This window comes from Thermanaerosceptrum fracticalcis (assembly GCF_000746025.2).
GTDB lineage: Bacteria > Bacillota > Peptococcia > DRI-13 > DRI-13 > Thermanaerosceptrum > Thermanaerosceptrum fracticalcis.
The window spans coordinates 2539703-2563809 of the sequence record NZ_CP045798.1; the positions used below are offsets into that span (position 1 = coordinate 2539703).

20 protein-coding genes, 6 tRNA genes and 1 other annotated feature are annotated in these 24107 nt (G+C 47.3%); all 26 genes read right to left on the bottom strand.

Annotated elements, in window-relative coordinates; translation table 11 throughout:
• Positions 1-79 precede the first annotated feature (79 nt).
• Entirely contained in the window at positions 80-1327 is a 1248-nt protein-coding gene (ilvA, locus tag BR63_RS12900; RefSeq protein WP_034426247.1) for a threonine ammonia-lyase IlvA, read from the bottom strand.
• 76 nt (positions 1328-1403) lie between these two features.
• Positions 1404-1664: a binding site (T-box leader), on the bottom strand.
• A gap of 151 nt (positions 1665-1815) precedes the next feature.
• The gene (locus tag BR63_RS12905) at positions 1816-2613 is read right to left on the bottom strand and encodes an REP-associated tyrosine transposase (protein ID WP_034426243.1); all 798 of its coding nucleotides are present in this window, start codon (positions 2611-2613) and stop codon (positions 1816-1818) included.
• An 84-nt stretch (positions 2614-2697) separates the two neighbouring features.
• Positions 2698-3177 (bottom strand): 23S rRNA (pseudouridine(1915)-N(3))-methyltransferase RlmH, encoded by a 480-nt coding sequence (gene rlmH, locus BR63_RS12910; protein ID WP_034426241.1) that lies wholly within the window; start codon positions 3175-3177, stop codon positions 2698-2700.
• The gene (locus tag BR63_RS12915) at positions 3167-3349 is read right to left on the bottom strand and encodes a CxxH/CxxC protein (protein WP_034426238.1); all 183 of its coding nucleotides are present in this window, start codon (positions 3347-3349) and stop codon (positions 3167-3169) included. Before BR63_RS12915 ends, rlmH begins: the two co-directional genes overlap by 11 nt.
• 168 nt (positions 3350-3517) lie before the next feature.
• Positions 3518-4651, bottom strand: a complete 1134-nt coding sequence (locus tag BR63_RS12920) for a S1C family serine protease (RefSeq protein ID WP_034426236.1) — start codon at positions 4649-4651, stop codon at positions 3518-3520.
• A 14-nt stretch (positions 4652-4665) separates the two neighbouring features.
• The gene (locus BR63_RS12925; RefSeq protein WP_034426233.1) at positions 4666-5454 is read right to left on the bottom strand and encodes an MBL fold metallo-hydrolase; all 789 of its coding nucleotides are present in this window, start codon (positions 5452-5454) and stop codon (positions 4666-4668) included.
• Between the two features lie 32 nt (positions 5455-5486).
• Complete coding sequence (locus tag BR63_RS12930) at positions 5487-7001, bottom strand: M1 family metallopeptidase (RefSeq protein WP_051966334.1); 1515 nt, start codon at positions 6999-7001, stop codon at positions 5487-5489.
• A gap of 235 nt (positions 7002-7236) precedes the next feature.
• The gene (locus tag BR63_RS12935; protein WP_034426231.1) at positions 7237-8124 is read right to left on the bottom strand and encodes a BON domain-containing protein; all 888 of its coding nucleotides are present in this window, start codon (positions 8122-8124) and stop codon (positions 7237-7239) included.
• A 100-nt stretch (positions 8125-8224) separates the two neighbouring features.
• Positions 8225-9103 (bottom strand): peptidase MA family metallohydrolase, encoded by an 879-nt coding sequence (locus BR63_RS12940; protein ID WP_051966332.1) that lies wholly within the window; start codon positions 9101-9103, stop codon positions 8225-8227.
• Between the two features lie 271 nt (positions 9104-9374).
• Positions 9375-10292, bottom strand: a complete 918-nt coding sequence (gene trxB, locus BR63_RS12945) for a thioredoxin-disulfide reductase (RefSeq protein WP_153802211.1) — start codon at positions 10290-10292, stop codon at positions 9375-9377.
• A gap of 24 nt (positions 10293-10316) precedes the next feature.
• The gene (locus BR63_RS12950; RefSeq protein WP_034426229.1) at positions 10317-10709 is read right to left on the bottom strand and encodes a CoA-binding protein; all 393 of its coding nucleotides are present in this window, start codon (positions 10707-10709) and stop codon (positions 10317-10319) included.
• 186 nt (positions 10710-10895) lie between these two features.
• On the bottom strand, positions 10896-12308 hold the full coding sequence (locus BR63_RS12955) for a peptidoglycan DD-metalloendopeptidase family protein (RefSeq protein WP_051966331.1): 1413 nt from the start codon (positions 12306-12308) through the stop codon (positions 10896-10898).
• A 371-nt stretch (positions 12309-12679) separates the two neighbouring features.
• Entirely contained in the window at positions 12680-14068 is a 1389-nt protein-coding gene (scfB, locus tag BR63_RS12960) for a thioether cross-link-forming SCIFF peptide maturase (RefSeq protein ID WP_034426227.1), read from the bottom strand.
• A 54-nt stretch (positions 14069-14122) separates the two neighbouring features.
• Positions 14123-14266, bottom strand: coding sequence for a six-cysteine ranthipeptide SCIFF (gene scfA, locus BR63_RS12965; RefSeq protein WP_081908354.1), 144 nt, complete (start codon positions 14264-14266; stop codon positions 14123-14125).
• A 161-nt stretch (positions 14267-14427) separates the two neighbouring features.
• Positions 14428-14501 (bottom strand) — tRNA-Gly (locus BR63_RS12970).
• Positions 14502-14629: 128 nt separating this feature from the next.
• A tRNA-Phe gene (locus tag BR63_RS12975) sits at positions 14630-14705 on the bottom strand.
• Between the two features lie 182 nt (positions 14706-14887).
• Positions 14888-14964: transfer RNA gene (locus tag BR63_RS12980), tRNA-Asp, on the bottom strand.
• Positions 14965-15047: 83 nt separating this feature from the next.
• Positions 15048-15123: transfer RNA gene (locus tag BR63_RS12985), tRNA-Val, on the bottom strand.
• A gap of 1 nt (position 15124) precedes the next feature.
• Positions 15125-15200: transfer RNA gene (locus tag BR63_RS12990), tRNA-Glu, on the bottom strand.
• A gap of 118 nt (positions 15201-15318) precedes the next feature.
• Positions 15319-15394 (bottom strand) — tRNA-Lys (locus BR63_RS12995).
• A gap of 174 nt (positions 15395-15568) precedes the next feature.
• Complete coding sequence (locus BR63_RS13000; RefSeq protein ID WP_034426226.1) at positions 15569-16852, bottom strand: adenylosuccinate synthase; 1284 nt, start codon at positions 16850-16852, stop codon at positions 15569-15571.
• A gap of 61 nt (positions 16853-16913) precedes the next feature.
• Complete coding sequence (locus tag BR63_RS13005; protein ID WP_034426219.1) at positions 16914-18326, bottom strand: NAD(P)/FAD-dependent oxidoreductase; 1413 nt, start codon at positions 18324-18326, stop codon at positions 16914-16916.
• A gap of 705 nt (positions 18327-19031) precedes the next feature.
• Positions 19032-20372: a replicative DNA helicase gene (gene dnaB / locus BR63_RS13010; protein ID WP_420825480.1), complete on the bottom strand. Its 1341-nt coding sequence runs from the start codon at positions 20370-20372 to the stop codon at positions 19032-19034.
• A 204-nt stretch (positions 20373-20576) separates the two neighbouring features.
• On the bottom strand, positions 20577-22499 hold the full coding sequence (lonC, locus tag BR63_RS13015; protein WP_034422680.1) for a Lon family ATP-dependent protease: 1923 nt from the start codon (positions 22497-22499) through the stop codon (positions 20577-20579).
• A gap of 20 nt (positions 22500-22519) precedes the next feature.
• On the bottom strand, positions 22520-22969 hold the full coding sequence (gene rplI, locus BR63_RS13020) for a 50S ribosomal protein L9 (protein ID WP_034422678.1): 450 nt from the start codon (positions 22967-22969) through the stop codon (positions 22520-22522).
• Complete coding sequence (locus BR63_RS13025; RefSeq protein ID WP_051965803.1) at positions 22966-24090, bottom strand: DHH family phosphoesterase; 1125 nt, start codon at positions 24088-24090, stop codon at positions 22966-22968. Before BR63_RS13025 ends, rplI begins: the two co-directional genes overlap by 4 nt.
• Positions 24091-24107: the final 17 nt, after the last annotated feature.

Genomic DNA, 24107 nt, shown 5'->3' on the forward strand with positions numbered 1-24107 from the left:
GCTGGCTGCCGGACCGAAGTTTAGATCAATGTCTAACAAAAATGACACAACAATAACTTAGTGTCAGGCACCATACAAATCAAATGAGCAGGTTGAATAATTCCGGGCTTTCATTGATGACTGTATACCGGATACCTTTCTGTTTCATCCTTTCGATGAGCAAATCATAATCTTCTTTTTTGTTCAGTTCAATCCCCACCAGGGTGGGACCTTCTTCTTTATTGTTTACTTTGGTATATTCAAAACGGGTGATGTCATCACGAGGACCCAGGACTTCCACGACGAATTCCTTCAAGGCTCCGGGCCGTTGGGGGAAATTGATAATGAAATAATGTTTTAAACCTTCGTAAAGCAGAGATCTTTCCTTAATTTCCTGCATCCTTTCGATGTCATTGTTCCCCCCGCTGATGATACAAACAACATTTTTCCCCTTAATCTGCTCTTTGTAAAAATCCAGGGCGGCAACGGGAAGAGCCCCCGCCGGTTCCACAACTATGGCATTTTCATTGTAGAGCTCCAGGATACTTGTACACACTTTGCCCTCCGGTACCGCAACAATATCATCAATTACCTTCTTGCAAATGCCAAAAGTAAGCTCGCCCACCCGTTTTACCGCAGCCCCATCCACAAACTTGTCGATGGTTTCTAAAGTTATCACTTGCTTTTCCTCCAGTGACTTTTTCATGGAACAGGCTCCCAGGGGCTCCACGCCAATTATTTTGGTATTGGGGCTAATGTTTTTGATATAGCTGCCTACACCGGCAATTAAGCCCCCACCACCAATGGTACAAAAAACAAAGTCAATTTCTTCCTGAGCATCATCCATAATCTCCATACCGATAGTCCCCTGACCGGCTATAATCTTATAATCATCAAAGGGATGAATAAACACTTTATTTTCTTTTTCACAATAGGCCTTTGCAGCTAAGAAAGAATCGTCGAATGTATCCCCGGTTAAAACCACTTCCACAAACTGCCCGCCGAAACGATTGACCTGACCAACTTTCTGCCTGGGAGTTGTGGCCGGCATAAAGATTGTCCCGGGAATATTTAAAGCTTTACATGAATAAGCTACTCCCTGAGCATGATTCCCTGCGCTGGCACATACCACGCCATTTTTCAGAGTTTCCTCAGGGATACTTTGGATTGAGTTGTAGGCTCCTCTTATTTTGAAAGACCTCACTACCTGCAGGTCTTCTCGCTTTAAAAAGACGTTACATTCATATCTTTCTGATAAAATCTCATTTTTCTGAAGAGGTGTTTTTTGGATAACACCCTTGAGGGCCCGGCCCGCTTTGATGATTTCTTCCGTCTGCAATTTGCTCACTTTTCTCAACCCCTTTTTAGTTTAAATAATCAATCTATAAAAAAATGTCTCGTCCTTAGGACACATGAGCATGTGTCCTAAGGACGAGACATTTTCCCGTAGTACCACCTTAATTCTCTATTGGTTCACACCAATAGATTCAGCGAGTCTAAAGCTGCAGCTTTAACTCGCGCCAGGTAACGGTGGCCTATATGTCCGGCATAGTTTACTAAGAATAACTCCGTTCAACACAGCAGCTCAGGAGTGATCATTATATACCCATTTATCACCGGCTCTCAACAGCTGCCAGCTTTCTGTAGATAAATTGTGGTATTTTTCTCTCCGTCAAAACTTTTATCCCTGTTATAGATTTTTCCTTTGGATGATTTGTTATTATATAATACAAAAAACAAAAGAACTAGTCAATGATTATTTATACAGAGGATCCTAACAGGGGACCCTCACGCGACAGCGGGGACGGTTCTTGATTGTCGCATTAATCACATTAATCATGCTCTGAACACAATATCTTTACTAATTCCGAGTAGCTTTGATAGCTGCCGGACCGAAGTTGATATACTTCCTTTTATCTCTCTTATCAAGGCGTCCCTCTCTTCTCTGCTCACACATTTTTTTAGCTCCTCAACACTTCGTCCATGTTTTCCTAAAATATTCTCGATTCTTTCCTTAAGCTCTTTATCATTTATACTTAAACATTCTTCCTCTGCACTCGGCTGGAAATCCAAAAATTTATCTTCGTTCACTTGTTGAGTAAATCTTATAAACTCTCTTACCGCAATTTGGGGGTCCTCAGAAAACATCGATAGTAAAAATTCAGTACTTATCAGGTTACCCCTTGCTCTTTCTCCGCAAACGTATGCTTTATAACTACTCCATTTATAATTCCCCGCACTTTTCACTAAGCCTGCTTTCACTGGGTTATTATGTATGTATCTAGCCGCGGCCAGTAAATACGAATCGTTATCTATAATCTCACTCCGAAACCGGTCGTGGAATAAATGACCTACCCGAGCATATTTTTTATTGAAATAGTAAACATAACTTACAGTAATACGCTTCATTATCCTTGCAATATTATCATTTGCTTCTTTTATTAGAAGGTGCACGTGATTGTCCATAAGGCAATAAGCATATATGTAGTAGTTCTTGTCTTCTTTCATTTTTCCCAAAGTATCTATGAATTGGTTGCGATCTTCATCATCGAGAAAGATGTCTTTCTTCTCGTTACCTCTTAGCATTACATGGTAAACCTGAGTATGACTCATTCGCCTGGGATATCGCGCCATTTAAATCACCTTTCAATATATTTCCATCGATTATATCATAGCAAGCGAAATGCGACAAGGGAGAACCGTCCCCGTGTCGCATTCTTACTTATGATACGGCAGCCCTTTGATTATGCTGAACCCGCGATAAACCTGCTCCAGCAAAAGGATACGCATGAGTTGGTGGGGAAAGGTCATGGGGGAAAAGGACAGGGGAAAGTCACCTCGTTTAATGACCTCGCTTGATAAGCCGTGGGAGCCGCCGATGATAAAAGCAACCTGGCTTTTGCCCTCCAGGGCCAGCCTCCCTAGGAGGTCCGCCAATCCTTCAGAGGAAAGGGTTTTGCCTTCAATCACCAACGGAATCACATAAAAAGAGGGGGAAAGGTGTTTCAAAATCCTTTCCCCTTCTTTTGCTTTCACCTGTTCTATTTCGGCCTGGGAGGGATTGTCACTGATCCTTTCCTCAGCCACCTCAATGATTTCTACTTTAGCAAAGGAGGTGAGCCGCTTAAGGTACTCGTCAACAGCCTCACGCCAGTATTTTTCTTTGAGCCTGCCGACAGTGATCACTTTAATCTGCATACTTTTTCACCACATAGACTGCTTCTCTGCCGCAGTAGTGACAAACCTGCGGCATGTCGCTCAGGTCTTCATCTATGACCTGGGACATTAAAAACATCTCCGGGGGCTCATGATATTTCTCCGTAAAATTATCCAGAGCTCTATCCAAATGTTCTTGGCAGGCTAATAACATATGATTACCCTCCTTGTATATTCCGCTATCCTTTTTCCGACATCCGACTTCCAATTTCTGACGAAGTTCATCGCTGCCCGCTACCCGAAAAATAAGCGTTGGATAGAAAAGTCGGGTGTCGGGAGGCGGGAAACGGAGAGCGTCGGTTACTACCAACTACCAACTAAATTACTCCCTCGGCATTTCCCCCAGCGTCAGGGGAACGTCCAGTTTCTTGTTGCCCCGGTAAATATTAACGGTAATCTGATCTCCCGGCTTAAACTGTTTCAGAACTTCACTCAGTTCATCAAAATTCGTTACTTTCTGACCGTTAATGCCTACAATGATATCTTCCGATTTAAGACCGGCTTTCTGGGCCGCACCGCCGGGAATGACCCGGTCAATATAGATACCCTGGGGAAGATCATTGAGACGGGCGGTCCGCTCATCAATGACGGCTCCGTAGATCCCCAAAGAAGGCCTGCTGATATAACCATGCTCGATAAGTTCATTGATGATGGGACGGGCATCACTGATGGGGATGGCAAAGCCCATGCCTTCCACCCCCGGGATAACCAGTTTGGCACTGTTTATGCCGATGACCTGCCCCCGGCTGTTGACCAGGGCACCGCCGCTGTTTCCCGGATTTATTGCCGCATCGGTCTGGATCAGTTTAAATTTTCTTTCCTCGATGGTAATATTACGTTCCTTGGCGCTGACTACCCCGGCCGTAACGGAACGGGCGAACTCATAACCCAGGGGATTGCCGATGGCTACCACCAGTTCCCCCACTTTAATCTGGTTGGAATCTCCCAAATCCGCGACAGGTATATTGGGTGCATTTATTTTTAAGACAGCCAAATCTGTCCGGGGATCGCTGCCCACCACCTGAGCATCGACCTGGCGGCCATCGGCCAGGTTAACACTGATGCTCTGGGCTTTCTCAATGACATGGTAGTTGGTAACGATATGCCCTTCTTTACTGATTATTACCCCGGAGCCGCTGCCTCTTTCCACCACACGTTCCCGGCCAAAGAAGTCCTGGGTGACAACCCTGTTGGAAATACCTACTACGGTAGGTCCCACCTGCTCAGCAATGGCCACTACCGGAGAATAATCCTGATAACCGCCGGGCAGGGGAGCCTCTTTACCGGGTTCCTGTATAATAGGAGGTTGTTGGGGGACTTTAAACATCTCCGGCCCGTAAACCATAGGAGCTAAACTTAAAGACAGCAATCCACCAATGACCGCACTGACAAGGCTTAAAAGGATAGTGGGCAGGAACCTACGCCTTCTGGGATATTCATCATCATAATAACTCATATTTCCCCTCCTCTTTAGATTTTTATCCGTGGACTGGGTTTGTAACGGGGAGCTACAAAAATATCCACCTCATCCAGGCTTACTTGGTTAAGGGCTAGCTGCTCCTGGACAGTGTTTAAGGCCAGGGCAGGCTTATTATTTTCCTCGCTCAAGTGAGCCAGGATTACTTTTCTAGTTTTCCCCCCAAGGGTCCGTAACAATGCTTGTCCCGCACTTTCGTTGGAAAGATGGCCTAAAATACTGGCAATCCTTTTTTTGAGGGACCAGGGATAGGGGCCCGTCCTGAGGAGTTCCACGTCGTGGTTGGCTTCTAGGATTAGGGCATCAAGATTACGTAGGTGTTTTTCCATGCGGCTGGTCATGACCCCTGAGTCCGTAGCGACCCCCAGAGTCCTCTCCTCATTACCCAGGACATATCCCACAGGCTCCAGAGCATCATGGGAGACGGGGAAGACCTCTATTTTCAAATCGCCTATTTCCCAGGTAGTATCCGTGTTGATTATGTATTGTTGCCCAGGAGGCACCGGTCCGATCAGGGGCGACATTTCGCACCAGGTACCCTCAGTAGCATAGACAGGCAGTTTATACCTCCTGGCCAGAACTCCAGCCCCCAGGGTATGATCCCGGTGGGCGTGGGTAATAAGCAACGCATCCAAAGCAGCCAGGTCCACGCCGCAGGCCTGGGAAGCAGCATTAGCCAGGACTTTCCCGCTTAATCCCGCATCGATTAAAACTTTAGTTTGCTCTGTCTCAATGTAAATAGCATTGCCCGAACTTCCGCTTCGTAATGTACAAACATTCATCTCTTATCTCCAAGTTTAGATATTTTTCTTTCCTACCTCTGATTATACAAATACCTGGCAAAAAAGTCATCCCATCTGTTGCCGGTGACCTCTTCTACAATGTCTATAAAATCCCTGATCCGAGCATTTTTGTATTGAAAATCGTGATAATAGCGCTGCAAAATCTCCTGAAACTTCTCAGAGCCTACTTGTTCTTTCAGTAAATCCAGAACCAGGGCTCCCTGCTGGTAAACCAGTTTACTATATTCCTTCATATCGCGGTACTGATTGAGAGGTTTAACCCGCATGTCCGGTTCAGCCCGCCCCTTTCCCAGAAAACGGGCTTTGATTTCTCTGGCTTTTTCCATGCCATAGGTATCGGCAAAATACAGGTAGGTCGTATAATTGGTAAGGGCTTCATCCAACCAGGATTCCTCAACCTGGTCATTGCCCACAACATTGTACCACCACTGGTGAATCAGTTCATGGGCTACCGCGAATTCAAAAAATTCGTCTTCCGGATTTTCATACAGCTTTTTGGCGATATAAACCAGGTTAGGATATTCCATGCCCCCAAAGAGAAAATCAACTTCGGCGATACGCACTTCCGGATAAGGGTAGGGGCCAATATAGGATTGACAGAAAGTGAGGACCTGCCGGGCTATTTTTATAACACGCTCACCTGCCTTACCGTGCTCCGGATAATAAAGGGAGTAAATGACGGGGCTTCCTTTTCCTATGCTTTCACTATACCGGGAACTGCTGACCCAGGCAAAATCCCGTACGTTATCGGCCCGCCAGGTGAGGATTTTGTTCTTACCATTAAATTGAACCTTTTCCAGGTAGCCGGTGGCGCCCACGATCTCTTCCACAGGTACTTCTAAAGTCACTAAATAATCCCCTGTTTCGCTGTAGAAAGGATCACCCACCGCATAATAGGGGTCCAGATTCCAGCCCAGCTCGTCATAGACGGCTAAAATGGGATACCAGTTGCCGAAGCGGCTCTCCTCCCCCTGATAACCCATTCTCCCGGTGGTTTGGGGCAGCTTTATGGTAAAATCCACCTGCAGGGAGAGTTTCTGGCCATGATGAAAGAGAGCAGGCAACAAGACATTTAACTGGGTACCTTCCAATTTGAATAAGCAGTTCTGTCCGTTGAGACGGATCTGTTTGATGGCCCCATGTCCAGGCTGCCAGTTTGCCTGGGGAGCGTCTCCTGTCCGGGGAAGAGGCGCAGTGTCGGCTTTATTAAAAGCGGCGGGATAAAAATGAAAATAAAGGTTGGAGAGGACGCGTCCCGTTTGATTAAAAACATCCGCCGAGACCCTGGCCTCAAGAAAATGTTCAACGGGTTGATATTTAACTTTCATGGCATACTGGGCAGAAATACTGGGCGGAACAACAGGAGCAGGAGTAGTTTGCCGTGGTTCGGGAGGGACTAAGGGTCTTAGGAGCTTATCCTGTTCCCGGGTATCGAAGAGGTGGTTTCCGACGGTAAAAACTAACCAGACCAGACCAACCCACAGTATTACTACCAGTAGAGCATCCCGGATTCTCCGCCAGAGCATCTCAACACCCCCTTGTGTACTACTTATGCGGGTGAGTGTGAGAACAGAACCAGCTCTGGCAGTAATGCTTGGTCGTAAATTGTTAGATTGTTGAGAAACTAAAAGATAAAGGGAAGGGGGGTGCCGGCAGGCGATTTTCACAATAATAGAACAGGCTTAATGTGACAATGAGTAATGCGACAACGAGAACCGTCCCCGTGTCGCAAATTAAGAAGACGCAAGGGATGCTTGCGCCTTAATGCCTGGCTACTTCAATATCATTATGGACCTGCTTTATTCCGGGAATCCCTCCCGCCACCAGCTCAGCCTGGGACTTGGCCTCTACGGAGTATACCTCTCCACCCAAATATGCGGTACCATCGATGACATATGCTTCGATTTGGAACCCTGGAGTGGCCCATTCATTTTTCCTGAGCCGTTCCCGCAAAAGATTAGTGAGTTCGCTGTCTCGGTCATTGCCGCCATGCCGGGTACTTAAATTGTTGACAACCCGGCGCACACCGGGAACGGTACTGGCTAAACGTCCTGCTGTTTCCTTTTCTTTCAAGGTATTTACCGTGCCGTCCAGGTATATGACCCCGTTACGACAGGAGGTTCTCACATCACGTGCTGAAACCTCTTCACTGGCTGAGAGAGCCACCTCTACGGCATTGGTGATGGTAGCGTCATCGTGAGGGCCTTCCAGGTTATCTCCGATTTTTAATTGATTCATGACCACGTCTTTGACGCCCATCACCGTGGAAGCTAATTCCCGGGCGATATTGGCTTCCGCTAAAGTCTTTACCCTTCCCTGCAGGTAGACTGCACCCCGTTTCGTGGTAGCCCCTACTTCCTGAGCTTCCAATTGGGGTTCGGAAAAAAATTTGCCTATGACCTGCTGGGTAATTTGTTCATCAGTGATTTCTCCATCCATCCCTACTGTTAAGGCATTGTTCACACCTTTAATCCCTGAAATGGAATTAACAACACGTTCAGCATAATCTTTTTCTGAGAGTACATCGACTATCCCCGTTAAAGTCACATAGCCCTTCTCCACCTGGACGTTGACACCCAAACTGCTGTTATGCATGTTCTCGGAAAGGGCTTCTTCTACTTTCAGTTTTATCATATCATCCTGGGTCATGTTTACCCTCCTTAGGAAAAGCTAGTTCTCGTACTTAGCTTTTCCCAAGGAAAAACAAAGCATGTACGCCTGGTTTAGCAGACTCTCCCGTTAACCTTTGTTATATAGTTTCAGTGTCAATGTAATCCTTCACGTTTTTCTCCAGGGTGGAAAGATTTATCCCATAAACTTTGCTGAAAGCCTCATTGATACGGAAACCCTGGGCTAAAGCTTTCAATAATTCGTGGATTTTTTCCGGACCATAATGGTCAATCAAATAGTCTACGGTCTTTAAAGACTGCCAGTAGGCCAGGATCTGGTCGGGCTGCTGATCAAATTCTCCATCTAAACTGGTCAAAGGATAAAGTTTACTGCGTTTTGAGCGTAGAGGCTCATCCAGGGTAAATCCTGTAATTTCTCTCTCCACATATTGGGCTATTCCTTCCGTAAGCCAGCGTGTGTAGTTCCCTTTGGTCTGGTAATCAATAAACAGATGGGTCAGTTCATGGGAAAGAGGGCCGTCTTTTTTAAACAATACTTCTCTTTCCGGGCCTGGCAGTTCCCGGGGAAGCCAGGCATGGGGGGAAAGAAGCCTGATACTTCCGGCCCAGTAAACACCTACGGCACTTTTGTCACCCTTCATGCCAAAACTGTCATTAAAAGAATCACTGTCCGGGTAGATAATGAGGGGAATTTTCTGGGCGGGCGGGTTGTAGCCTAAATACTTCCCTACCTGATGATAATAGGTTTCCGCCGTCTCCGTAATGAGCCCGGCCATATCAGCATCGGCAGAGGTATATTTTACGATAAAGTTATGGCTTTCTTTAACCTCAAAATCCTTGGTCTGGTAGTTTACATATAGTGATATGCCTTTTTTTAAAATTTGATAAGGTAAGGTGCGGATTTCCGCCCAGCCCCGACCAGTAAAGGAACTGACGATTATAAAGAATATTAAGACTGCTATGACACTTTTATTGTTTACGGTAGCTAGATTTGCCATCTCTTTTCTCCTCCTCTCCGCCAGGGGTGCACAGTCCATTATACAGGATTTTTTAGAGTCCTTTACTAGTAAAATAAAGGGAAACCCCGCTCCGGAAAAGAGCGGGGTTTCTTTACTAATATGTCAGAAGTACCAGCTAAAAGAGGTTAAAAGAAGTCCCAGGCTCAAAATGGCCACCAGGACTATCATCATAACGCGGGCAATCTTTTGTTTTGTCTTTCTCGACATCATGGCAAAGAATACCCTCCATATGCGCATAACTATTTTTATTCTACAGGGAATTCAGGTATTTTTCCACCGCAGGTAAAACCAGGGCGCCGTCCCCCACGGCTGTAGCCACCTGCCGGGACCCTTTAAAGCGGCAGTCACCTACGGCAAATACACCCGGGACCCGGGTTTCCAAGGCCTCATTGGTGATAATGTATCCTTGAGGGTTACGTTCAATCACCGCAGGGAGGCAGTCAGTATTGGGCTGGGTTCCCACATAAATGAAAACACCATCAACCTGAACTTCCCGGGACTCCTGGGTCTTTACATTATGGAGCTTCAATGTTTTTACCTGGCTGTCTCCCCTGATCTCATCTACTACAGCATCCCAAATCACTTTAATATTGGGAACCTGAAGGGCTCTATCTCCCAGGACTTTCGCAGCACGAAAAGCATCGCGGCGATGGATGATGGTTACTTCCTGAGCCAGTTTGGAGAGATAGATGGCTTCTTCCACGGCGGCATCGCCGCCCCCAATCACAGCCACTTTTTTCTGGCGGAAAAAGAAGCCGTCACAGGTGGCACAGTAAGACACCCCCCTGCCCCGGAATTTTCTTTCTCCTTCTACTCCCAGTTCCCGGGGCTGGGCCCCGGTGGCCACAATGATGGTTTTACCTTCCACATCACCCTGGGTAGTAGTGACTGTTTTAATCCCTCCTTCAACAGTCAGGCCGGTAACCTGTGCTGTCATAAATTCACAGCCAAAGCGAGCCGCTTGGCTATAAAACTTTAGCATCAACTCAGGACCGGAAACCCCCTCCGGAAATCCGGGATAGTTTTCGATGATTTCCGTAGTGGCGGCCTGTCCCCCCGGCGCCCCCATCTCTACCAAGAGCGTTTTCCAGCCTGCCCGGCAGGTATAGATAGCCGTTGTAAGTCCGGCAGGCCCTCCTCCCAATATCACCACATCGTACAACACCATCCACTCTCCTTCCCTGTTATAAGTCTAGCGGGACAGAGCATCCATGTGCTCCACTTTAATACATCTATCCATGATAATCTCAGCGCCTTTTTCTCTGGCTAATTTTGCAGCTTCCTGGCTAACAATACCCTGTTGCAGCCAGATTATCTTAATTCCCCTCTCCAGAGCTTCTTCCACAATAGGCAGGAGCTTCTCCGCCCTCATAAAAAAATTAGCCACGTCAATTTTAACGTCAGCAGGAATATCCCTAAGCCGCTGGTAACCTTTTTCCCCCAGGACCTCTTCGCCTTTAGGATTGATGGGAATGATCCGGAAGCCTTTTTCTTTCATATATTGGGAAACGAAATAAGCGGGTCGGTCAGGGTTATTGCTTAAACCGATGACTGCAATAGTTTTGATCCGGGAAAAATCAAACATTGTTATCCACTCCTGAAAGTTTATTTTTGGCGTTAATCCCTCTACAGGGGAGTCAAGGGAAACAGTTATAGGCCACCACTGTTAATATCGATATATATTTATAATAATATATTCTACCGTTTTTGACTATCCCAATCATCTTTTCTTATAAAACAAGAAAAAACACAGGCAAAAACCTGTGCTTTACTATCGTTCTAAGTAGCGTAAGGGATTCTGGTGTTCTCCGTTAATCCTCACTTCAAAATGGAGGTGAGACCCTGTACTGCGTCCTGTTGAACCTACTTTGCCGATGATGCTGCCCCTGCTTACCCGTTGTCCAATACTTACATCAATACTGGACAAGTGAGCATAGCGGGTAGTTAAGCCCCGGCCGTGGTCAACCACGATAGATTTACCGTAATGTCCATCCCAGCCAGCTTCAAGAACAACACCATCTTCTGCGGCATAGACGGGGTCTCCCGTCACACCGTCAATATCTATACCGGTATGAAACTCTCTTCCTCGCTTACCATAGCCGGAGGTTATCCTGTCCCTCGTAGGCCAGCCTAATATACCGCTGCCGCCGTCGCCCCGGGACGCTACCATCATCTTGGTTCCTCTCACCACAACACGGCTGATGGGCTGCAACAGAACCTTTTCGGCCAGGGTTTCACGGGAAGTTTCCACGCCATTGGCCTTGGTGATGCGATATGTAACCTCACGGGAACCATAGGCCCCTTCCTGTTTTACACTTTGCTGTCCCCGCCACAGGCTGGAGTCACTCTCATACTGGGTGGGATAAGGTATCTTCTCCTCCACAGTGGTTGTCACTATAGACACCACAGTAACAAGGGGCTCTGATTTTACCAGATTGAGCTTCTGCCCTATTTTTAGGAACTCACTTTTCATCTCCGGGTTGGCTTCTTTTAACTGGGCTACTGTCATATTGTTGTCCCGGGCAATAGTCCAGAGGGAATCACCATTCTTTACAGTATATTGAGAAGCTTTGGCCAATCCCTGCATCATGATTTCTGCCGCTTTTTCCGGGGTCTTTAATTCCCATAAAAGAGCCTCCGCGGCCACTATCTTAACTTCTTCGTTAAAAGCCATTTTCTCAACGGTTACATTACTGCCCTCAGGCAAGTAGTTCTTTTTTAACAGTTCCAAGGCGGCCTGCGCTCCTTCTTCACTGGCCAAATAGAGCGCTGGTTTGTCATTGACAGTAATAGACCAGCTCTTAACTGTCCAGGCCAACTTTTCCTTGAGTAAGGTAACCAACTGCTGGTCATCCAGAGCCTTGTCTTCCCTTTTAGCCTTTTCTGCATCATAGCTCAGCTTGGTAGTAAATCCGCTGATACTAATTCCATATTGTTTTTCCAGTTCACTTTTGGCTTTAGTTAAGGCTTCATTAACCTGACCTTCATTAGCCACTACAGCCAGAGGCTCATCATTAGCCAAAAGTATTACAGGTTTACCGCCGGTTGTTATGTAAAAGATACTGGTTATCAGTAGAAGGAGACCAAATATCCATAATCCTTTGTGACGAATGACTTGAGGCCAGGCAGGTAAAGAATAGGGATGCAAATTTTTTAAACGAGCCAATACCGCATTTCCTTTCATTTTTCCCTAAAGGTGCTCCTGGAAGCAGGACTAAGAATGTGGCATATCCGCCTTTAGGGCTCCTCACCTTCCTTCCTTATATGCGTTATTTTTTATTGTATGCCTGAACCGGTATTTTCGGCATAACCTAGTACAAAATAAGGAGAATGTCCCATTTCAGTTCAGGCTAAAAAACTTTTGCGGCAAAAGAAAGCTTGGCCTGAGAGCCAAGCCTTAGAGACGGCATATGGACTATTGACAGTGACAAGCTAATTATAGCACAAACCGCCAACTTGTTACAACAGTCAGCTTGGGCTGCCGGCAGATTTTTCTTCGCCTTTCCTAGAAATCTTTTTACATATTTTTGCCAATGGCAAGCCTTTTTTAAACATCTAGGCCGGATGGCGTTCCTCACTGCATTTTACCTGCAGGAAAATAGCGCATTCCAGCCGCTTCTTTTCCAGCTCACAACCCAGACTGTATGGTTTAAAAATATCCTGGTTAAAATTATAGGCATTAGCGTGGCAGCCCCCGCTGCAAAAGAAACGGGCCCAGCACTGGCGGCAGGCTGCTTTATTGAGCACATGGGCAGACTGGAACCTCTTACCCCAGGAAGTATTGGTAATACCCTCCTCTACACTGCCCAGCTTAAATTCCTCTTTACCCACAAACTGGTGGCAGGGGTATAAATAACCTTCCGGTGAAACGGCCAGGTATTCATGACCGGCACCGCAGCCTGATAAACGCTTGGGTAAACAGGGTCCCTTATCCAGGCTGATATTAAAGTGGAAAAAATTAAAGGGCTGTCCCTGCCGGTAAGCCGCCAGCCAGGCTTTCGTCAACAGTTCGTATTGTTCCTTAAGTACGGGCAAATCTTCATCCCTTAAGGCATAATCATGTTCAGGTGAGGCTACCACAGGCTCTACGGACACCTGGTTAAAGCCTTCCTCTACCAGGTGAAGAACGTCCCGGCAGAAATCCAGGTTGAAACGTGTATACGTGCCCCTGACATAGTAATTGTTGCCCTGCCGTTCTTCCACCAAAGCTTTGATGGCAGGTAAAACGTGATTATAGCTGCCCTTGTTATTGCTAAAAGGCCGCATCCGGTCATGAACCTGCTGCCGGCCGTCCAGGCTCAAAACCAGACTGATTTCCTCCTGGTTTAAAAAATCCATAACCTCCCTGGTTAAGAGAACAGCATTGGTGGTCAAGGTTTGCTTCAGGATTTTTCCTAATTCCCGGGCTCTGGCTTTCCCATAATGGATGAGCTCTTTCACCACAGGGAAATTGAGGAGAGGCTCACCGCCAAAATAATCGACTTCCACGTGTTTTCTGGGTCCCGAGGCCTCAAATAAAAATTCCAGGGCCTTTTTCCCCGTTTCCAGATCCATAAGGCCCCTTTCCCCGCCGAAATTTCCGGTCCCGGCAAAACAATAGCGGCAGCGTAAATTACAGTCGTGGGCCACATGAAGGCAAAGGGCTTTAATAATCGTCTTTTCAGGCAGTTCATAGGTAGCTAAGGCCTCATCCCTGCTGAACAGCATGCCTTCTTCAATGAGACTTTCCAATTCCCGCCACACCTGGGCCAATTCCTCTGTGGCATATTTTTCACAAAGCAGATTGAAGGTCTGTTCAACCCGCCCCTGGCATTTTTCCCAGGCCAGGAGGAAATCCCAGGCCGCTTTACTAAAACTGTGGATTATCCCGCTGTTGATATCCAGCACAATATATTCATCTTCCATCTGAAATTTATGAATGAGCGAAAAATCATATCTTTCCATGACATCACTTCCCCAAAAAAATTGACCCTGGTCGAGGGTCATTTAAAACTTTTATTATTTCTGGCAAACCTGATTTCCTACTGTACAGGATGTCTTGCAGGCAGACTGGCAGGAAGTCTGGCATTCGCCGCAGCCACCGGTCTTGATGGTCTTGGTTAGAACTTCTTTATTAATGGTTTTGATATGTACTTTAGTCATTGTTCTCTCCTCCTCTACTTCTAAACGCAAATATTATACCACGGGTCCTGCCATTGGTAAAGAAAGGGACGTGCATATTTTAGTTCCTAGTTACTAGTAACTAGGAACTAATAACTAGTAACTAAAAAAGGCCCTCCATCGGGAGCGCCGTCTCTTACTTATGGAGCGGGTGATGGGAATCGAACCCACGCCGCCAGCTTGGGAAGCTGGAGCTCTACCATTGAGCTACACCCGCGTATTAGTTGGTAGTTGATAGTTGATGGTTGGTAGTGTTTGTTTGCACTTATATTTTAGTACTTATCTGCAAAAAATGCAAACAGTTCACTGTGAACTTCTCACTGCAAACTGTTATCTTTACAGAAATGGTGCCTTGGGGCGGAATCGAACCACCGACACGAGGATTTTCAGTCCTCTGCTCTACCGACTGAGCTACCAAGGCATCTATACTAGTTACTAGTTACCAGTTTCTTGCTAGTCACTAGTTAGTGGTTGTAGTCTTTGCTTTTTCGAGTACAGTGCCGTAAAAGGTCCCCGCCTCAGCTGCCAAAGAAAAAAACTAGTACCCAATAACCAGTAACTAGTAACTAAAATAAGCAATCTCAACATTTAGAGTTAAATAAATGGCGGAGCTGACGAGAGTCGAACTCGCGATCTCCTGCGTGACAGGCAGGCATGTTAGGCCACTACACCACAGCTCCGTCTATCAGTTTTCAGTTGGCAGTATGCAGTTGGCAGTAAAATCACTGCGAACTGTTCGCTGCGAACTGCGAACTTATAAGGTTGGTGGGCGATGACAGGATCGAACTGCCGACATCCTGCTTGTAAGGCAGGCGCTCTCCCAGCTGAGCTAATCGCCCATGGTGACCCCTACGGGATTCGAACCCGTGTTACAGCCTTGAAAGGGCCGTGTCTTAGACCACTTGACCAAGGGGCCAAATCAGATTTCAGTTGGCAGTATACAGTTGGCAGTAAACTCACTACGAACTGTTCGCTGCGAACTGCGAACTTAGTTAGATGTGGGAGTTATGTTAACTTCTCACTTCTCAATTAAGTGGTGAGCCATGATGGACTCGAACCATCGACACCCTGATTAAAAGTCAGGTGCTCTACCGACTGAGCTAATGGCTCACTTCATATCCCGGGGACTTGTTCGCGCCCCACAGGTATATATATTACATGAGCCAATCCGTTCTGTCAACACAAGTTTAACAACAAATTAGTGGTAATTTTTTAGTTCGGCTCGGCTTTAGTGTGTAACATATTATATCCTATGGGAACGCGAAGCGTCAAGTCGAAGGGATATTAGAATATGGTTTCCCGGACAATGGTCTGTTCCCGTTTTGGCCCCACGGCAATAATGGCCGGTTTAACCTTAACCAGTTCAGCCACGCGATTTATATATTGTCTCGCTTTTTCCGGCAGTTCTTCAAAGGTGCGGCAGTGGGTAGTATCAGTAAGCCACCCGTCCATTTCCTCATAAACAGGCTCACACTGGGCCAATACTTTGAGGCTGGCCGGGAAATCTTGCAGGATCTCACCCTGATACTTATAGGCCACACATACTTTAAGCTTTTCCATTTGATCCAATACGTCAAGCTTGGTAATGGCAATACTGTCCAGGCCGCTGACGCGGGCGGCATAGCGGAGAATAACGACATCCAGCCAGCCGCAGCGGCGGGGTCTTCCTGTAGTGGTGCCAAATTCGTATCCCCGCTCCCTGATCAGATCTCCTTCTGTACCGAAAAGTTCTGTGGGGAAAGGGCCTTCACCCACACGGGTAGTGTAAGCCTTGACAACCCCGATGACTTTATTGATTTCCGACGGACCCACACCGGCGCCGATACAGGCAGCACCGGCGACAGGATGGGAACTGGTGACATATGGGTATGTGCCATGGTCTATATCCAATAAAGTTCCCTGGGCACCTTCAAATAAGACATTCTTTTTCCTGGAAAGGAATTCATGGATGATCACTGAGGTATCGGTAATATACCTTTCGATTTTCTTTAAATAACCGCGATACTGTTCAAATACCTCTTCGAATTCAAATCCATCCACTTCATAGACACGGTTAAAGAGCCGATTCTTTTCGGCTAAATTTCTTTTCAGCCGTTCGGCAAATTCTTCTTCATCCAGCAAATCCACCAAGCGAATGCCAACCCGGGCTGCCTTATCCATATAGGCAGGCCCGATGCCCCGGCGGGTGGTGCCGATCTTATTGGCGCCTTTGCGCTCTTCCTCTAATTCATCGAGACGAATGTGGTAAGGCATGATCAAATGCGCCCGGAGACTGATTTTTAAATTTTCCGTAGATATCCCGCGGTTCTCCAGGTAGGCCAATTCTTTAACCAGTACTTCGGGATCCACAACAACACCATTACCAATGACACAAGTGGTTCCGGGATAAAGGATACCGGAAGGTATCAAATGGAGTTTAAACTCCTGATCCCCCACCACCACGGTATGACCGGCGTTATTTCCCCCTTGATAACGAATGACCATGTCGGCTTTTTCTGCCAGGAAATCGGTAATTTTTCCTTTTCCTTCGTCTCCCCACTGGGCACCAATTAATACAACTGCCGGCATTGCTGCCACCTCCTCAACATATTTACGACTTCCGCATACCGATGTCCGATATCCGACCAGATTAGTTTAATTTTTTCACAATATCCTGGGCTACCAGAATTCCGGAAACAGAAGCCTGCATAAGACCCCGGGTAATACCGGCCCCGTCGCCGATGGTATAGAGCCCTTTGACGTCCGTCTCCAAATTATTGTTCACTTTCATTTTTGACGAATAAAACTTAACTTCCACACCATAAAGCAGGGTATTTTTGCTGTATAAGCCGGGAGCAATGTTGTCGAAAGCCTTCAGGGTCTCCACGATAGAAGTCAGATAGCGCTGAGGTAATACAAAACTTAAATCACCCGGCACCGCGCTCTTTAAAGTGGGAATGGTTGTGGACTTTTTTAAGCGGCTGTAATCGGTGCGGCGTCCTTTTAAGAGGTCCCCCAGGCGCTGTATCATGACACCGCCGCCTGTCAACATATTAGCACACTTGGCGATGTATTTCCCGTATTCGATAGGTTGATTGAAGGGTTCGGTAAAACGGGTGGAGACCAGGAGCGCAAAGTTGGTATTGGTTGTCTTAAGCTTGGGGTCTGCATAACTGTGCCCGTTAACCACAGCAATTTCACCGTCATAATTCTCTTCGGAGACAATGCCGCCGGGGTTCATGCAGAATGAACGGACTTTGTTCTCAAAGGTATCCGAATAATAGACGAGCTTGGCTTCGTAAAGTTCGCGAGTCAAGTGGTCCATAATGGAGTTCGGCACCTCTACCCTTACCCCGATATCTACCTCATTGTTCTCGGTTTTGAGATGCAATTTTTTGGCCTGTTCACTAAGCCAGCCTGCTCCGCCGCGGCCGGGCGCCGCGATTACATAGGGCGCGGAGACCACAGTTTCTTCACCCCGGGTATTGACCAGAGCAACACCGTTCACTGCACCGTCCTCTACTAAAAGCTCAGTCACAGTAGTGAGAGGTAAAAATTCTGTTTTAGTTTCCGTAGTCAGATAAATATACATACGCCTCAAAACTTCAAAACTGAGCTCTGTACCCAGATGACGTACGGGACAAGGGATAAGCTGGATATTATACTTAGATGCATCGTAAATCATGTCGTCTATTTTTTTATTTTCCAGACCGTGTACTTCTTCCCGGGCGCCAAAACGCAAATAAATGCTGTCGGCATACCGGATATACCGGCGGGCCGCTTCTTCCGAAATATAGTCGGTGATACGACCGCCAACCTCGGGTGATAAGGAGAGCTTGCCATCACTAAAGGCTCCCGCCCCGGCCCAGCCGCTCATAATGGAACAGGGCTGGCAGCGGGCACACTTTCCCGTCTTGGGTATGGGACAATGGCGGTCATCGATTAGCCGCCCTTTATCTACTACCAGTATTTTTAAATCTTTATTGAGGAAAGTCATTTCCAGGGCAGCAAAAATCCCTGCAGGACCGGCTCCCACAACGACAACATCGTAGTTCTTCTTCATTCCAGTACCTCCTCCATTGGGGACATTCCTGTCCCGTTTTCCGACTTCCGAAGTCCCACAAAAATCACTAGTAACTAATAACTAGTAACTAGTAACTTCTCAAATAAGCAGGAGTGTCCATACCGATGGGGACATTCCTGTCCCGTCTTCCGATTTCCGTTTTCCGACTTCCGAAGTCCCACAAAAATCACTAGTAACTAATAACTAGTAACTAGTAACTTCTCAAATAAGCAGGAGTGTCCATACCGATGGGGACATTCCTGTCCCGTTTTCCGATTTCCGTTTTCCGACTTCCGAAGTCCCACAAAAATCACTAGTAACTAATAACTAGTAACTAGTAACTTCTCAAATAAGCAGGAGTGTCCATACCGATGGGGACATTCCTGTCCCGTTTTCCGATTTCCGTTTTCCGACTTCCGAAGTCCCACAAAAATCACTAGTAACTAATAACTAGTAACTAGTAACTTCTCAAATAAGCAGGTGTGTCCCCTGACCTATATTAGCCCATGATAATTGTGCCCAAGAAGGGACATTTTAAGCACACAATTTTAAGCACACAAAAATAACTCACATAGAGTTTCTCTATCTGAGTTATTCCTTCTCTATCTCGTATGCCTTTTTTATTGTAACAAGCAGGACTGGTAAAGTCAAGAATAACACGAATGCTTATAATGTATACACAGTTAATATTCGTGTTTTTTGGGCTTAATTCGGTACATGGTACCTGTCCAGGTCGACAAACTTCGTAAATTCTTTAATAAACCCTAACTCCACGGAACCTGTGGGACCATTACGGTGCTTGGCGATAATAATTTCGGCAATACCGGGCTTTTCCGTTTCCGGATTATAATACTCTTCCCTGTAGATAAACATGACCAAATCGGCATCCTGTTCCAGGGCCCCCGATTCCCGCAGGTGACTGAGGGCCGGCCTCTTGTCATGGGTTTGCTCCACAGCCCGTGATAACTGGGATAAAGCGATAATAGGGACGTTTAGCTCCCGGGCCAGGGCTTTCAAAGAACGAGAAATCTCGGAAATTTCCTGCTGGCGGCTTTCATTCCTGCGTCCCATCTGCATCAACTGGAGGTAATCGATGACGATCAGACCTAAACCTCTTTCCGCCTTTAAACGCCTGGCTTTGGCCCGCAGTTCCAGAACGGAAATAGCCGGGGTATCATCAATATAAAGCTGAGCCGTAGACAGGGGCTGAGCGGCTTTGGTAAGGCGGATCCATTCCTCATCCTGCAGGCGGCCGGTACGCAGTTTATGCTGGTCAATCATAGCCTCGGAACTCATCAGTCTTTGTACTAACTGCTCTTTCGACATTTCTAAACTAAATATAGCCACGGGTATTTTCCCTTTAATGGCAGCATTCTGGGCAATATTCAAACAAAATGAAGTTTTACCCATGGCAGGACGGGCAGCGAGAATAATTAAATCTGAGGGCTGCCACCCCGAGGTCATGCGATCCAGATCGGTAAAAAAGGCGGGCACCCCGGTAATAGTTCCTTTCTTATTGGCCAGGTATTCGATCTTCTCTAAAGTTTCACTTAAAACTTCTTTAATGGCCACGAGCCCGCTGGAATTGCGCTGTCCCGCTATTTCCATAATCATTCTTTCGGCATTGTCCAGGAGTTCGTAGGCATCTTCCTGGTCTTCGTAGCCCCGGTTGGCTATGGTCGTGGCTGTCCTGATGAGCTTACGCAGGATAGACTTTTCTTTCACGATCTCGGCATAATGCCTGGCATTGGCCGCAGTAGGCACAGCATTGGCCACAGAGGCAATATACCCGACGCCCCCTACCCTTTCCAGGCTCCCCAGCTGGCGCAGTTCTTCCGTCACGGTAATCATGTCGATGGGTTCCCTTTTTTGCTCCAGGGAGAGAAGTGCCTTAAAAATGATCTGGTTGGCTTCTTTATAAAAATCCTCGGGCTGTAAGGTTTCCAGGACGCTATAGACCGTTTCCCGGTCAATCATCATAGAACCGAGGACAGCCTGTTCAGCCTCGATGTTATGGGGGGGCAGTTTTTCTAAGAGGATACTCATGCTTTCACGCACCTTGTTTAGTTCGCAGTTCGCAGTAGGTCAGTTGATAGTTGGTAGTTGGCAGTTCGCAGTTCGCAGCTATCAGTGACCGATGACCCGTGACCTGTGACCAGTGAATTATCCGGACACTGGGCTCTGGTCACTAAATAATCGGAAATCGGATGTCGGAAAACGGAATACGTTTACCGTTCACAGTTCACGTACTTAAGCCATGATATGCTGAAGCACTTCCTCGATGGTCCGTACTGTTACCACTTCGATACCGTGGAGATCAACGGGAACATCGGCCCGGTTTTCCCAGGGGATAATGACCTTGCTCAGACCCGCCTGTTTGGCGCCGTAGATTTTCTCAAAAATACCGCCCACGGCTTTAACCCGTCCTTGAATGGAAAGCTCGCCTGTTACGGCTACATCCTGGCGGAGAGCTTGACCTGTAACGGCACTGTAGACGGCAAGGCAAATGGCCACACCGGCAGAGGGCCCGTCGATTTTGCCTCCGCCGATGACATTGACGTGCAAGTCATAATTTAAAGAATCTTCCCCCGTCAGTTTTCGTAAGACGGAGGTGGCATTAAAGACGGAATCCTTGGCCATGGAACCGGCTGTTTCATTGAAGCGGACTCGCCCTTCCCCCTGACGGTGGGCAGGGAAGGCTACAGCCTCGATTTCCAGAACAGAACCTAGAAAACCGGCTACACCTAACCCCAGGACCCGGCCCACCTCACCTTCGGCAGTACTCTTGACTGTCACATAAGGGGAAAGGCGGGAAACCTGGATGACTTCATAAACATCATTCCTGGTGATGAGGGGCTCTTCCCCGGCAAGGCCCTGTTCTTTCAGGCGGTAAAGGGCGAGACCATAAGCATCGGCCAGGATATTGTTGGCTTTACGTCCCTCGATGGTATATTCGCTGATTAAAGAGGGGATGCCCTCTTCTAATTTCACCCCTAATTTTTGTGCGGCATTTTCAATAATTTTTTCAATATCCTGGGGAGTAAGGGGTTCAAAGTAAACTTCCGCACAGCGGGAACGAATGGCCGGGTTGATTTCGGCCGCATCGCGGGTGGTAGCGCCGATTAGGATAAAATCGGCGGGCGCGCCTTCTTCAAAAATCTTTTTAATATACTGGGGCACGTTGCTGTCGTAGGGGTCATAATAGGCAGAATCAAAAAATACCCTCTTATCCTCCAGGACTTTAAGGAGTTTATTCTGTAGGACAGGATCCATTTCGCCGATCTCATCGATAAACAGCACCCCGCCGTGGGCATCAGTGACCAGACCCAGTTTGGGTTCGGGAATACCGGTATCGGCAAAATCCCGCTTGGCTCCCTGATAAATAGGATCGTGCACCGAACCTAAAAGAGGGTTGGTTACATCCCGTGGATCCCAGCGCAGTGTGGCCCCATCCACCTCCACGAAGGGAGCGTCCTTTTTAAAAGGTGAATGATCCATTTGTTTGACAATTTCCAGGACAAGCCTGGCGGCACTTGTCTTACCCACACCGGGCGGTCCATAGATTAAAATGTGCTGGGGATAGGGACTGGCCATTTTGGCAAGCAGTGCCTTAATCCCCCGGGCCTGCCCCACCACTTCTTCCAAAGTGCGGGGTCGCAAGACTTCCATGGCGGAACGGGCTAATCCCGCTTGATTTAACTTCTCCAGGACGGCCAGACGTTTTAGAGTTTGCGCATTTTCGGGATTACTATTTTCCTTGAGAATTTGGGCCTTTACCTCACGTATGTATTCCTCATGCCGTTCCTGCATCTTTTCGGCCACACGCTGTTCCAACCGGTCTTCCAGCGTACGCCTGGCTATCATCTCAGCAATTCTGTCTTCCAGATCTTCGGCCAGCCGGACCAGATCATCCCCCAGACCCGCCGCACTCATGGTCGGATCCTCGTAAACCAAGCGCTTAAGGGCTAAAGCCCTGTCTCCCAATTTATCGGAGCGAAGAAGTTTAACCGCGCCTAACTTGGTAGCCTTTAAAACCAGTTTGTCCGATCCTAAAAAATGTAATAACAGGTTCAATAATGCGTCGATCTGCCTTTCCGCCAAGGCTTCCCTGGTAAGCTTCGCTTTCAAACCTTCCTCCTTAGCTTGGAAGTAAGCGTTTAGTGCGTCTTTCATTGTCCAGATGTTGCCCCTTTCTATTCCCCTGATGTCACTTGCACTTCTATGGCAGCTGTTACTTCCGGATGTAGTTTAATGGTAACAGGATATGTACCCAGGCTTTTTATGGCTCCTTTTAATTCTATTTTTCTTTTGTCCACTACCAGGCCATACTTCTTCTCCAAAGCATCCCCTATATCTTTGGTATTGATGGAACCGAAGAGTCTTCCGCCTGCTCCTGTTTTGACCGCCAGGGTCAGGCTAACCTTAGAGAGCTTTTGCGCCAGCTCCTGGGCATTCTTTAGCTCCTCGGCTTTTTTCTTGGCTTCCAAAGCCTTCTGTCTTTCCAGTTCCTTAAGACTCTTCTCCGTAGCAAGAACGGCTAAACCTCTGGGAATCAGAAAGTTCCGGGCAAAACCTTCAGCCACATTAAGGGTCTCTCCCTTTTTTCCCGTACCTTTAACATCCTGTAATAAAATCACTTTCATACTCTTACCTCCTTACAGAACACCTCTTCTAATATTTCCAACAAGGTTTTCTCTGTATTTTCCAGTGTATCATTTACTTGGGCGGCGGCAATGGTGAGATGGCCACCCCCACCCAGTCGTTCCATGATGGTCTGGACATTGAGCTCTCCCGTAGAACGGGCGCTTACCGCTGTCCCTCCCTGAAAAGGCCATAGCACAAAGGCAGCATTTACCTCGGCAATGTTAAGGAGTGCATCGGCTGTTTTGGCTGCTAGAAGCTGGGCATCGGGAGATATTTCCCTGCTTACCCCCAGGGCAGTTTGCCCACAGAGTATACGGGCGTTCCTGATGACCTCCGCCTTCTTTCGCACCGTAACCATGTCATCCCGCAGGATTTTTTGGACTATGGTGGGCTCTGCTCCCACTCTGCGCAAATAGGAGGCTGCCTCAAAAGTCCTCACACCGGTTTGGTATACGAAGTTCTTGGTGTCCACAGTAATACCTGCCAGTAAAGCTGTGGCTTCAAACTTGCCAATTTCTACCTTGTCACCCAGGTATTGCAGCAACTCTGTCACCAGTTCGCAGGTAGAAGAGGCATCGGTCTCCACATAGACAAGTTTCGCTTCAGATATAAATTCCTCTCCCCGCCGGTGATGGTCGATTACCACCACATCCTTTACCATATTGATGAGTTTAGGTTCAGCCAGCAGCGAGGGTTTATGGGTGTCAACGACAATGAGCAGGGTATCGGGATTTAGCACCCGCTGGACCTCAGACGTCTTAACCAGGGTATCCAGGAGAGGGCTCTTGGGCAGCAGGTCCAGCAATTTACCGATGGCAGGATTATGATCATCAATGACCACCCAGGCCCTTTTCCCCAGGTCCTGTACTGCTTTGGCCACCCCTACAGCTGCCCCGAAGCTGTCGAAATCGGCCATATCGTGACCCACAATGACCACCTGGGAAGCTTGGGCAATCAGCTCTTTTAAGGAATAGGCCATTGCCTGAGCAGTCTTATTTTCTGTACTTTTCTTGTACAACCCCTTTTTCTTTACTTTTACAAATTCATCCCTAAAAATCAGTAAAACTAAGGCTAAGATCAGGAGAATAATCACGGACAGGTTTGACAGCCAGGGATCCACAGCCACACCACCTTATC